The following is a 12283-nucleotide window of genomic DNA, read 5'->3' as shown; positions in this document are numbered from 1 at the left end:
ACTGGCCATTGGATCAGCCTTTTTCGTCGATCCCGGCTTGCAGGGTCTGGGTGTCCAGATGCCCGCTCAGGGTGACCGGGCCGACTTTCAGGTTGCCGTTTTCCAGGGAAACCTTCGGTGCGTTTTCCTCGGGTTTATGCGGCAAGTCCAGCCCGGCCTTCACGCCATAATCGCGGTTGCTCAGATCGGTGCTGCTGACCTTCGAACCACCCAGATCGACCTTCCCTTGCGTCGCCGAAATCCGCGCGCCAGTCAGTTGCGTGCCGCCGTCAACCGCGAGGTTCACGCTCTGGCTGGCATTGATCGCGGCGGCTTGCGCCACGCTGTCTTTGTGGGCGTACTCACCCTGCGCTTTCAGCGTCGGTTTGTAGTCGGTGCTGGCGAGTTTCTCTTTGTCGCTCGGTGGATTTTTCTTCGCAGTCAGGCCCAGATCGACATCGACCTTGGCGTGGTTGCTTGAGTCCTGACGGCTTTCGACGCTCAGATCACCCGCGACCTTGCCGCTGACATCTTTAGCGTCGATCCGCGCACCTGCCAGCTGTGCATCACCGGCGCTGTTCAGCACCACGCCGTCAGCCTTGATCTGGCTGTTCTGCTGCGTGCTGCCTTGCAGGTAATCGATACCGACTTTCGCCCCGGCATTGAAACCGTGATCGCTGCTGGCCTTCTCATCAGCGGCAGTCGGGGTTTTGCTGCTCAGGTTGCCGCCGGCGTTCAGCGCGACATTCCAGTTATTGCGGCTGTCGGTGGACTCCGCCGACTCCTGCACATAGCCGCCCTTCTGCGCGTCGATGCTGACGTTCGGTGCGCTGACTTGCGTGCCTTGCAGATGAATCGAATCACCGCTCAGCGCGACGCCGCTCTGGCTGCTGAGCTGGCCACCGGTAAGGGTTTTCGACTCCTCGTTGACCCGACCGATGTTGAAGTTGCCACTCAGATTGCCGCCCTGATCACGGCTCTTCTCGCTGCTGGTTTTGCTGCCGCCGCCCTTCAGGCCGCCGCCGAGGTTACTGCCGGTCGCGGTGTGAGTGTCGGTTGCGGCTTGCAGATCGAGCTTACCGTCAGCGTGCAGATCGATGGCGCCAGCACTGTCGACTTTCGTGCCTTGCTGCACCTGATTGCCGCCGCTGCTCAACTGCACCGGACCGTTGCCTGAGATGTTGGCAACGTGGGCTTGGGTATCAGTGGTCTGCTTGCCGGTGTGATCGAGCTGGAAACCGGCGCCGAGGTCGACGTTGGTGCCATCGGTGCCCGGCAAGGTGCCGACCGTCAGCGAGCCATTGCCGCGCAGGCTGCTGTCATTGTTGCTCTGGCGGTCGTTGGCCTGATTCAGCGCCAGATCACCGCCGGTGTTGATGCTCACACCGCCCTGCCCGCCATTTAAACGGCTGCCTTCGAACTGCGCATCGCCGCCGACCTTGATGTTCACACCCTGGCTGCCGGCGTAACCGCCAACCACCGCGCTGGAGTTGTCCTTGCTCGACGCACTGCTGCCACCCGCGCCACTGCCGGCGACATTCACGTCTTCACCGGTCTTGGTGTAGACGCGCACATCGACCTTGGCATCCACCGCGTTAGCGCTGCTGTTGTGTGTGTTGCTGGCGGCATCGGCAAGCAGTTGGTCAGCGCTGATGTTCACTTGGCCGGCGCTGGCGTTGTATTGCGTGCCTTGGTCGTGCAGCGTGCCGGTGGTTTTCACATCGACAGTGCCGCCGTCAAAACGGCTGACCACAGCGTTGTTGTTTTGCTCGGTTTTGCTGGTGCTGCCATGACCGACTGCGACGTCTATGCCGACATTCGGCTGACCGAGATTGGCCAGCGAGTCCTTGTCCGGCACCTTGCCGTTGAGCACGTCTTTGACTGCGCCCGCGATCGGCCGGGCGATGTCCTTGTACTCGACGTTGGCGCCGATGTCCGCCGACCAATTGCTGTCGTTGTGCGTGCTGCTTTCGCTGTTGCTGGCCGCGCGATTGTCGATCTCGTTGGCGGCAACATTCAGACCGTTGCCAGCCTTGAGCTGCGCGCCTTCGGTAGCGAGTTTGTCGGCATTGATCGTCAGGCTGCCGCTGCTCTGTACGCTGCTGGTTTGCGCAGTGGTTTTGCTGGTCGAATCCTGCGCCGTGCGGTGGGCGAAATCGACGCCACTGCCGGCACGGTCGAGGCCGCCGGTGTAGTAGAAACCGCCACCGGTGCTGGAGGTGTCGGTGGAGGTTTTGTGGCTGTCGGCTTCCGCGAGCAACGAGACGTTTTTGCCGCTCAGCGTGGTATCGCCAGCAGTGGATTTCACTTGCGCGCCTTTGAGCGTCACGTCACCGCCCGCCTTCACCTGCACACTGCCGCCGCTAAGGCTGGAGCCTTGCTGGGTGACGTCGTTGCTAGTGACGGTTTGCTGTTTGTCTTCGTAGTGAATCCCGGCGCGATACTGCTCCGGCGCTTGCTCTTTGGCGTACGCATCGAAGCCACGGGTTTGCGTGGTGTCAGTGCTGTCGTGAGTGTTCTGCGCCGAATGCACATTGACGTCACCCGCCGCGTCGGCCGTCAGCGCCCCGTCAGCCTTGACCGTCGAGCCGGCCACTGCAATGTCCTTGGCGCTCTTGAGCTTGAGGTTGCTGTCGGACACCAGTTCACTGCGCACGGTGCTGCTGTCTTTGCTGTTCTGCCGCGACTCGTCCTTGGTGATGCCGAAGAACTTGCTGTCCTTGTCGTGGTTGTTGCTGTGCGAGGAGTCCTGCACGCCGTCGATGATCAGCGAACCTTTATCGCTGATCACGCTGGCGTCGGTGCCGCCACGCACCTGGCTGCCGCTGATGCGCACATCGTCAGCCTTGACGATCAGTTTGCCGCTGGCGTTGATTTTGCTGCCCTGATGCTGGGTCTTGCCCTTGTCGGCATCGCCGGTCTTGCCGAAGAAACCACCGCCAACCAGGTCACCAGAGTAACGGTTGTCGCTGCTGCGATGGGTCCGTGTGGTGGTGCTGATTTCCACTTGTTTACCGGCCAGTTGCACGTCGCCAGCGCTGGTCAACTCGGCGCCTTCTGAGCGCAACAACGCGGCGGTTTGCAGGGCAATGTTGCCGGCCTTCAACTGGCTGGTGACGCTGCGCTGCTCTTCGCTGCTGCTGTTCCAGTCGGCTTTCCACAGGTGTTTACGGTGGTTGCCTTGATCGGTTTGCGTGTGGCTTTCAGTGGCGGCGGTCAGGCGCAGATCACCGCCGCTTTGCACGTCGAGACTTTTCGCGGCTTCGACCTTGGCGGCTTTCAGCTCGGTGTCTTTACCGGACGACAGTTTCGCATCGCGGCTGGCGATAATCTGGCTGCCATGCTGCCGCGATTCGCTGTCGGTCTGGGTGCGATCGTAAGTTTCCCAGGTGATGCCGATGGTGCTGTTGTTCCAGTTTTCGCGCTTTTCCTGAAGCTTGCGGCTTTCGACCGTCGACAAGGTCAGGTTGCGTTTCGCGTCAACGGCGACGTCGCGAGCGCTGACATCGGTAGCCGCCAACGTCAGATCCTTGCCGCTGTGCAAAGCGACATCGCCCTGACTGCTGCGGATACCGGCGCGGGTCACGTCGAGGCTGTTGGCCACCGCTTCACCGCTGACACTGAGGTCACCGGCCGAGCGAATCTGCACGCCGTCACGCCCGGTCACTTGCACCGCGCCCACCCGCACGCCGGCACCTTCGGCGGTGCTGACAATATTGATGCGCCCGGCCTGCATTGCGCCGAACAGGCTGGCGTCGATGCGTTGATCAGATGTGTTGCCCGCCGGATCCACGGCTTTCACCTGACCGCTGGCGTAATCCACCTGATTGCGTCCCACCGTAAGGTTCAACTGATCGCGCGCAGTGATCGCGCCCTGACTGTCGATACGCGGCGCGATCAGGTTGATCGAGCCCTCGCCATTGCGCAGGCCACCGTTTTGAATCTGCAACTGACCGCTGGCGTCGCGGCTGTTCAGGCTTTGCAGTTTGCCGTCATTCAATTCCGGACGACCGACCACCAGATTGGCGTTCGGCGTGTTGATGAAACTGCCGCCATTGACCGAGATGCCGTTGGGGTTGGCCAGCACGTAATCGGCTGCGCGGCCGAAGATCTCCTGCGCGCCGTTGATGGCGGACGGGTTGCGACTGATCACTTCGTTGAGGATCACGCTCGCGGCCTGGCCTTGCAGTTGCGGGTTGGCCGCCAGTTGCCCGGCCAGTTGCGACTGCCCGGCCTGCAGGGCGTTGTTCAGCACCAGGCCTTGGCGGTCGACGTTGTAGTCGAGGAATTGGTTGTGCGACAGGCCCGAACCGTTGGGCGCAACGATGTTGACGATGGGCACACCGCCCTGGGTCTGCAATTGCGCGGTGCCGCCGGGTCCCGGGGCGACCACGACGCCACCGGCGAGCGCGCTCGGCAGGTGCACGGCGAAGAACAGGCTGGCAATCGCCCAGCGCAATTTGCCCCGAGGCGAAAGATGAAATGCAAAGGTGTGTGCTGGCATAAAAACGTCTCCATGTGAGTACGGCATCACGTTGCGCGTTTAGTCTTGGCCGTGGCTGACGCGCTCAGATCCGACGGCTGTTTGTTCACTGCGTTGTTCAGATTTGCAGGCCCACGCGCATCAGCCAGGTTTCAGGCTCGTGCTGCAGACCGTTCGGCGTGTTAAGCGCGCGTTGGTAATCGACATCCACTTGCAGGTTCTTCCAGCCCAGATTCACGCCGACACTGGCGCCACTCAGGCGCTGGCCCTGAGCGCCGTGATCGGCCTTGATCCAGCCGTGGTCGAGGCCCGCGCGCGGGGTGATCTGCACCGGCCACTCAGTGCGCAAAGGCAAGCGCAAGGTGTTGCGCCAGATCGCACCGCTGGCGCCGGAGGCACTGCTGACCCGATAACCGCGCACCGCCGAATCGTCGGTGCCGAGCAATTGTTCGATGGCCGGCAACGGATCCGGGCTGTACTGCAAATTAAGCTGGCTCTGCCACTGCCAGACCTGCGCGCCAAGCTGACCATTGCGCCACTGACTGAGGCCGGCGCGGTACTTGCGGAACTGCGCCTTGGGCAGGTTGTTGATCTGCTGCTGTGAATCGTCGTCGGCGCCAAACCAGCGCAGCCCCTGGGCGTAATTGACGTCGAGGTTCCACACCGCGCGGTCGAGCCAGAACAGATTGAGCCCAGCCTCGGCCACAGTGAGGGTCGGGCTCTGAATACCGAGGCGAACGTCTTGCAGATAGCTGTCGACATCCTTGTGCGCCAGTTGCAGGTTGGCGCTGAGCTGGCGACTCTGGTCGCGCCACAGCACGCGGTCGGCGCGCAGGCTGACCTGATCGGTGATGCCGGTGCTGTGGAAAGTCACGCTTGGCAGTTTGAACGGCGCACGGTATTCGGCGTGGCTGGCGAACACGCTATAAGTCCAGTAGCCGTAAGGGATCGCGTAATACAGGCTGGCATTGCGGTTGTAGCGGTCACCCTGATTGAGGGTGTCGCTGGCGCTGAGGCTCAACAGGTCGTTGAGTTGCAGCGGGCTATCGAGACTGAGGCTGACGGTGTCGCGGTCGCGCCCGGTACTGGCGCTGCCGAGGTTGTCGATCCCTGCGTTCAAGGCCCAGCGCGAATGCGCGGAGGTGCGCGAACGCAGGATGATCCGCGAGGCACCGGGCTGGCTGCCGGGAGCGATATCGGCGGTGAGATCGATCGAGCGCAGGCGATTCAGTTGATCAAGGCCCTGCTCCAGATCGCGCAGGTTCAGCGGCTCGCCGAGCATGTTCGGAAACGCGCCGCCGAGGGACACCGGCAGACTCTGATCGGCCAGTTCGATGGACTCGATGTAGCCTTCGTCAACGCGGATATCCAGTGACTGCCCGGCTGCCGGTGCGCTGACCAAGTATGGGCGGCTGGCGATGTAGCCCTTCTCGACGTAGCTCGCGGTGATGGTCGCCAGCAGATGATTGATCTGGCCGACGCCCATGCATGGCGCCAGCAGCGGTTTGATCCGCGCATTGAGCTTGTCGCTGTCGATCAGCGTGACACCACCGATGCGCGTACCGCTCAATGGCCAGCAACGTTCATCGGGGGCAACGGTTTGCGGGATGGCTGGGGTGATCGGCGTCGGGCCGAACGCGCCACGCTCCAATTGCCGTTTTCTCTGTTCAAGTTGCAGTTGTTGCAGATCGCGCTGTTGCTGTTGCTGCTGGCGCAGCACTTCCTGGCCCGGCGCTACAGGTTCGGCGGCTTCAATCGAGGAGGCACACACACTCAACACAAAGGCCGACAACAGCGGGCAAAGCGGGGAACGACGGCGAAAAACAGCGCGAAACGGAAACGGCACGCAACATCCTTGCGATCATCAAATGGCGTAATGCCATGTCATCAATGATCGTGATAGTCGGAGCCATCCCACACAAAAGCAAGACGCTTCCTACAGCGCTTACATTTCTTAAACAATTGCTTTGCCTGGCTTTATTGTCAGCAGCAAGGCCACGGTGCTGCACGCTATCAGGGTTTCCCCGAGGGCTTGAAACCAGCCGGCGAGCATCAGCCCCGCGCCGATCAGCAGGTAATACATCAAGCCCAATAACGCCCCGGCGGTGCCCAGCCGATCCGCGTAATTCGCTAACGCCGAACCGAGCACGTTCGGAATCGCCAGGCCAAACGCCAATACCACCAGCAGCATCGGCAGGACGAACGCGACACTGTTCTGCAGCGACCACACGCCGATACCACCGAGCAACGCGGTGCCGCCCGCGAGGCGAATCAATTGCATGGGGTTGAAGCCGGCGGTTATTAAACGCCGGTTGAGCCATGCTCCAAAACCTGAGCCCAACGCGAGGATCACGCCGCTGTAACCGAACACACTGGCGTCCACCCCCAGCCGCTGAAACATGAACGGAGCGAGGCTGTAATAACTGAACAACGCCACGTTGAATGACGCGATCCACAGCGCCGAGCGCCAGATTCCCGGGTCACGCAACATGCGCCCGAGGGTTTCGAACAGACCGACATGGCCGGTTGGCGCTGTCCGGGTTTCCGCCAAGTTGTACCAACTCCATAGCCACAACAGCGTTGCCAGCACCAGCAACGCAGCGAGCACACCGCGATAACCGAAGGCCTGAACCAGACTGGCGCCAGTGAACAAACCAATCGCCGGACTGGCCGCCAGCGCCATGCCCACCAAGGAAAACACCTGCGCCAGTTCTGTGCCGTTGAAGCGGTCGCGCAACACCGTTTGTGTGACCACCGAGCCCACAGCGGCACCGAACGCCGCCAGCATCTGCGCCAGTAACAAGCCGTTGAAGCTGTTGACCCGCAAGCCGAACAGCGTCGCTGCGGCATAGATCGCCAGACCCGCGAGCATCGCCGGGCGCCGACCGATGCGATCACATAAACGCCCCCACACCACCACACCGACGGCGAACGCTAGGAAATAAACCGATAACGTCTGCGCCGCCGCTTGCGGGCCAACATTAAACACCCGCCCTATATCACCGAGCGCCGGGCTGTAGAGGGTTTGTGCGATCTGCGGAAACATCAGCAGCGCAATCGCCAGCCACAGGAAATGTCTGTTGTTCATTCTTCATAACTCCTCGCATAAACCGCCGAGGATTTTAAGAATCGCTGAGTGGCGTATTATCCGAATCCTGCCAATTTATCGATGAAATCGGACAACCCATGGCTTGGCTCGATACCCACGCAACATTTGACGCTGATCGCTTTCAGGCACCGGTAATCGGTATCGCCTCGACCCTGGGCAATCACGACTCCGGTTTGCACCGCCATCAACGCGGGCAACTGCTGTACACGCGACAAGGCTGCACGCGGATTACCCTGGCGCAGCAACTGTGCCTGTTGCCGCCGTCGCGGGCGGCGTGGATTCCGCCGGGTGTCAGCCATCGCGCGGTGATGCAGCAGAGTGTCGATTACCGCTCCATCTACTTGATCCCCGAGCTGTGCGCCAAGCTGCCGCAACAAGTCTGCGTGATCGAAGTCAGCCCTTTGTTGCGCGCCGTGCTCGAACCGATGGCGCTGGCCGATTTCGCCACCGATTGGCAGCTGGGCAAATTCGCCCACCTGCTCGGCCTGTGCCTGAGCGAAATCGCTGAAGCGGCGCAGCAACCGCTGCTGTTGCCGTTACCTCAGGACAAACGCCTGGCGCCATTACTGAAAACGCCCGAACGGCTGCCGCCGGAGCTGCAAGTGCTGGAGCAGCAGATCGGCGCCAGCAGCCGCACCATCGGGCGGATCTTCCAGCGCGAAACCGGCATGAGTTATCAGCAATGGCGCCAGCAGTGGCGCTTGATGCGCGCCATGGAGTTGCTCGCCACTGGACGCAGCCTCAGTTACTGCGCTTTTGAATCGGGTTTTGCCAGCGACAGCGCCTTTATCGCCTTCTTCAAATCCATGACCGGCAGTACACCGGGCCACTGGCTCAAGTGAGCAACTGACGATCGGCATCAGAAATAATTTGCCACCAAATATTACCTACGTCATATTACAGCCGTAATAACGATCCGCTTACTCAGGTAATCCGCCATGACCAGCATGCCCACCCTCGAACCTGTTGTGGTGAAGACCAGGCCTCCCCTGCTCAAACGCTTGCTGCTTCCCGGCGCCGGATTGCTCGCGCTGATCTTCGCCGGTGTATACGCCGTGCACTGGTGGGGCGCCGGGCGTTTTCTCGAAGAAACCGACGATGCCTATATTGGTGGCGACGTCACGGTGATCGGGCCGAAAGTCGCCGGTTACATCGACGAAGTGCTGGTCAGCGACAACCAGCACGTCAAGGCTGGCGACGTGCTGATTCGTCTCGACGCCCGCGACTATCGCGCCAACCTCGCCAAGGCCGAAGGCGCAGTGGCCGCCGAAGAAGCCCTGCTGGCCAACCTCGACGCCACCGAACAACTGCAACAAGCGGTGATCGGCCAGGCCCGCGCCGGCATCGATGCTGCCGGTGCGGAAACCGCACGTTCACGGGATGACAACGCGCGCTACAAACGCCTGGTGACCACCAATGCCGTGTCGGTAGAAAGCGCACAACGCGCCGACGCCACCTTCAAAACCGCGCAAGCCCTGAGCGCCCGCGCCCAGGCCGAACTGCTCGCCGCGCAACGCCAACTGGCGGTGATCGACACCCAGAAACAACAGGCCCGCGCCGCCCTTCAACAAGCCCGCGCCGAACGTGATCTGGCACAACTGAACCTCGGCTACACCGAACTGCGCGCGCCGGTCGATGGGGTGATCGGCAACCGTCGCGCACGGGTCGGCGCCTATGCCCAGGCCGGTTCACAACAGTTGTCAGTGGTGCCGGCCAGCGGCCTGTGGGTCGATGCCAATTTCAAGGAAGACCAATTGGCGCGGATGAAACCCGGGCAGCGCGTGAGCATCCGTGCCGACGTGCTCGCCGGTCAGGAATTCCACGGTCGCCTCGACAGCCTCGCCCCCGCGACCGGCTCACAGTTCAGCGTGCTGCCACCGGAAAACGCCACCGGCAACTTCACCAAAATTGTCCAGCGCGTGCCGGTGCGCATCCTCCTCGACCCGGCCGACGGCGTGCTCGGTCACTTGCGTCCGGGCCTGTCGGTGACGGCAGAAGTCGACACCCGCGCGCAACCGGAAACCAGCGCCGTGGCCGTCGCGCCATGAGCAACGCCCTCGCCGCTCCCGCACAACCATTCAATGCGGCGGACATGGAGACCGCGACCAAGGTGTTCGCCTTCGCAACCATGTGCATCGGCATGTTCATCGCGCTGTTGGATATCCAGATCGTCTCGGCGTCGCTGCGCGATATCGGCGGCGGGCTGTCCGCCGGCACCGACGAAACCGCGTGGGTGCAGACCAGTTACCTGATCGCCGAAATCATCGTGATTCCGCTGTCCGGCTGGCTGTCGCGGGTGTTTTCCACACGCTGGTTGTTCTGCGCTTCGGCGGTCGGCTTCACCCTCGCCAGTTTGCTCTGCGGTGTGGCCTGGAATATCCAGAGCATGATTGCCTTTCGGGCGCTGCAAGGTTTTCTTGGCGGCTCGATGATCCCGCTGGTGTTTACCACCGCGTTCTTTTTCTTCACCGGCAAACAACGGGTGATTGCCGCCGCGACCATCGGCGCAGTCGCGTCACTGGCGCCGACATTGGGGCCGGTGATCGGCGGCTGGATTACTGATATTTCCTCGTGGCACTGGCTGTTCTATATCAACCTGGTGCCGGGGATTTTCGTTGCCGTTGCGGTGCCGATGCTGGTGAAAATCGACCAACCGGAATTGTCCCTGCTCAAAGGCGCGGACTATCTGAGCATGGTGTTTCTCGCGCTGTTCCTTGGTTGCCTGGAATACACCCTCGAAGAAGGCCCGCGCTGGAACTGGTTCAGCGATCAGACCATTCTGACGACCGCGTGGATCAGCGGCCTCGCCGGATTGGCTTTCATTGGCCGCACCTTGCACGTGGCCAATCCGATCGTTGATCTGCGTGCGTTGAAGGATCGCAATTTCGCCCTCGGCTGTTTCTTTTCGTTCGTCACTGGCATTGGCCTGTTCGCGACGATTTACCTGACGCCGCTATTCCTCGGCCGGGTGCGCGGCTATAGCGCACTGGACATTGGTCTGGCGGTTTTCTCCACCGGCGTGTTCCAGATCATGGCGATTCCGTTGTATGCCTTTCTGGCCAATCGCATGGACCTGCGCTGGATCATGATGATCGGTCTGGGCCTGTTCGCGGTGTCGATGTGGGAGTTCAGCCCGATCACCCACGACTGGGGTGCCGGCGAGTTGATGCTACCGCAAGCGTTACGCGGAATTGCCCAGCAACTGGCGGTGCCGCCAGCTGTGACATTGACCTTGGGAGGGTTGGCGCCGGCACGTTTGAAGCATGCGTCGGGGTTGTTCAATCTGATGCGCAATCTGGGTGGGGCGATTGGTATTGCGGCGTGTGCGACGATTCTCAATGACCGCACCAACCTGCACTTCACGCGGTTGGCCGAACACTTGAACAGCAGCAATGAAGCGATGAATCAGTGGCTGGCGCAGGTCGGCGGCAACCTCGCGAGTCTGGGCCAGAGCGGCGACATCGGTGTCACCGCCAGCCTGCGCCAGTTGTGGCTGCTGACTTACCGCGAGGCGCAAACCCAGACCTACGGCGACACCTTTTTGATGATCGGGGCATGCTTCGTCATCGCCACCGCGATGGTGCCCTTGATGCGCAAAGTGCAACCACCGGCGGCGCCGAGTGCGGATGGGCATTGATGCCTCCTGTAGGAGCTGCCGAAGGCTGCGATCTTTTGATCTTGTCTTTTAAAAGCAAAGTCAAAAGATCGCAGCCTTCGGCAGCTCCTACAGAGGATTGTGGGCAGCTTAAGCCTGTGGGATTTTGCGGAAGCCCACCGCCAGACGATTCCAGCTGTTGATGGTGTTGATCGCCACGCTCAGGTCGACCATTTCTTTGGGCGTGAACTGCGCCGCGACCACATCGTAATCTTCGTCCGGGGCGTGGGTCAGGCTCAGTTGCGTCAGCGATTCAGTCCACAGCAGCGCGGCGCGTTCGCGGTCGCTGAAGAACGGCGCTTCACGCCATGCGGTCACCGCGAACAGCCGACGCGGGGTTTCGCCGCCCTTGATCGCATCGGTGGTGTGCATGTCGATGCAGAATGCGCAGCCGTTGATTTGCGAAGCGCGCAGCTTGACCAGCTCGATCAGGGTTTTTTCCAGCGGCAGTCTGGACACAGCCGTTTCCAGAGCCATCATCGCTTTCAAGGCGTCTGGGGAGGCGGTGTAGAAATCGGTACGAGGTTGCATGGTAGCTCCGGGTAGCAAGTGAATGTGTGGCTACGTTAGCCCTCACACCCGGTTCGACAAATAGCCAATATTCCAGAAGATCAGTAGGCCACTCGGTTTCACCGCTGACCGCTCGTCAGCCGCCCGGCACCAAGGGGTCTGCGCGTCAGACCAATATCAGGTACAGACCCTTTCTGGAGACTGATCATGATCACGCGCAAACTTACCTCGTTATTACTCGCCGGCCTGCTGGCCAGCGCCTCGGCCGCCAGCTTCGCCGCCAACGATGGCGCTGACGCCACCGGCACCAAATCCGGCGCTACGAGCGGTTCGACCATGCCACCGGATAACACGCCGGGCGCGCCTTCGGGCGGTAATGGCTCCGACGGTGCCGGTTCCGGTACCGGCACCAACGGCGGCGCCAGCGGTTCGGGTTCGGGGGCTGGCGGCGGCACCGGTTCGGCAGGTGGCGGGACTGGCGGTGCGGGCGGTGGCACGGGCGGCTGAACGAACAAGAGCCACCCGTGGTGAAAACCCTCGGTTGTAT

8 protein-coding genes are annotated in these 12283 nt (G+C 61.6%); 4 read left to right on the top strand and 4 right to left on the bottom strand.

The genetic code is table 11. The features are described 5' to 3' along the window. Nucleotides 1-13: 13 nt before the first annotated feature. From M5G26_RS18160 to M5G26_RS18150, 3 genes are all read right to left on the bottom strand, one after another. Nucleotides 14-4483, bottom strand: a complete 4470-nt coding sequence (locus tag M5G26_RS18160; protein ID WP_273916147.1) for a hemagglutinin repeat-containing protein — start codon at nucleotides 4481-4483, stop codon at nucleotides 14-16. Between the two features lie 97 nt (nucleotides 4484-4580). Beyond that, nucleotides 4581-6308, bottom strand: coding sequence for a ShlB/FhaC/HecB family hemolysin secretion/activation protein (locus M5G26_RS18155; protein WP_273916146.1), 1728 nt, complete (start codon nucleotides 6306-6308; stop codon nucleotides 4581-4583). Nucleotides 6309-6416: 108 nt separating this feature from the next. Continuing rightward, nucleotides 6417-7550 carry a multidrug effflux MFS transporter gene (locus M5G26_RS18150; protein WP_273916145.1) on the bottom strand — a complete coding sequence of 378 codons (1134 nt, stop codon included), beginning with the start codon at nucleotides 7548-7550 and terminating at the stop codon, nucleotides 6417-6419. A 98-nt stretch (nucleotides 7551-7648) separates the two neighbouring features. On the opposite strand from M5G26_RS18150, the gene M5G26_RS18145 reads away from it, so the two are divergent. The 3 genes from M5G26_RS18145 to M5G26_RS18135 all read left to right on the top strand — a co-directional run bounded on the left by M5G26_RS18145 (nucleotide 7649) and on the right by M5G26_RS18135 (nucleotide 11208). After that, nucleotides 7649-8413, top strand: a complete 765-nt coding sequence (locus tag M5G26_RS18145; RefSeq protein WP_273916144.1) for an AraC family transcriptional regulator — start codon at nucleotides 7649-7651, stop codon at nucleotides 8411-8413. Between the two features lie 96 nt (nucleotides 8414-8509). Next, on the top strand, nucleotides 8510-9619 hold the full coding sequence (locus tag M5G26_RS18140; protein ID WP_273916143.1) for an HlyD family secretion protein: 1110 nt from the start codon (nucleotides 8510-8512) through the stop codon (nucleotides 9617-9619). Next, nucleotides 9616-11208: a DHA2 family efflux MFS transporter permease subunit gene (locus tag M5G26_RS18135; RefSeq protein ID WP_273916142.1), complete on the top strand. Its 1593-nt coding sequence runs from the start codon at nucleotides 9616-9618 to the stop codon at nucleotides 11206-11208. Before M5G26_RS18140 ends, M5G26_RS18135 begins: the two co-directional genes overlap by 4 nt. A 108-nt stretch (nucleotides 11209-11316) precedes the next feature. On the opposite strand, the gene M5G26_RS18130 is transcribed toward M5G26_RS18135, so the two are convergent. Continuing rightward, complete coding sequence (locus M5G26_RS18130) at nucleotides 11317-11757, bottom strand: carboxymuconolactone decarboxylase family protein (RefSeq protein ID WP_034156377.1); 441 nt, start codon at nucleotides 11755-11757, stop codon at nucleotides 11317-11319. A gap of 186 nt (nucleotides 11758-11943) precedes the next feature. Here M5G26_RS18130 and M5G26_RS18125 point away from each other — a divergent pair, with 186 nt between their 5' ends. Then, nucleotides 11944-12243: a hypothetical protein gene (locus tag M5G26_RS18125; protein ID WP_110720605.1), complete on the top strand. Its 300-nt coding sequence runs from the start codon at nucleotides 11944-11946 to the stop codon at nucleotides 12241-12243. The last annotated feature ends 40 nt before the right edge of the window (nucleotides 12244-12283 follow it).

It is taken from the genome of Pseudomonas sp. TNT2022 ID642 (assembly GCF_028656995.1).
In the GTDB taxonomy this organism is placed as follows: Bacteria; Pseudomonadota; Gammaproteobacteria; order Pseudomonadales; family Pseudomonadaceae; genus Aquipseudomonas.
This window is presented reverse-complemented; position numbering and strand designations above follow the sequence as displayed.

Bases quoted from the DNA above. Each gene is read 5' to 3' on its own strand.
- M5G26_RS18130 (WP_034156377.1), bottom strand. From the start codon at position 11,757: ATGCAACCTCGTACCGATTTCTACACCGCCTCCCCAGACGCCTTGAAA.
- M5G26_RS18135 (WP_273916142.1), top strand. From the start codon at position 9,616: ATGAGCAACGCCCTCGCCGCTCCCGCACAACCATTCAATGCGGCGGAC.
- M5G26_RS18145 (WP_273916144.1), top strand. From the start codon at position 7,649: ATGGCTTGGCTCGATACCCACGCAACATTTGACGCTGATCGCTTTCAG.
- M5G26_RS18125 (WP_110720605.1), top strand. From the start codon at position 11,944: ATGATCACGCGCAAACTTACCTCGTTATTACTCGCCGGCCTGCTGGCC.
- M5G26_RS18140 (WP_273916143.1), top strand. From the start codon at position 8,510: ATGACCAGCATGCCCACCCTCGAACCTGTTGTGGTGAAGACCAGGCCT.
- M5G26_RS18150 (WP_273916145.1), bottom strand. From the start codon at position 7,550: ATGAACAACAGACATTTCCTGTGGCTGGCGATTGCGCTGCTGATGTTT.
- M5G26_RS18160 (WP_273916147.1), bottom strand. From the start codon at position 4,483: ATGCCAGCACACACCTTTGCATTTCATCTTTCGCCTCGGGGCAAATTG.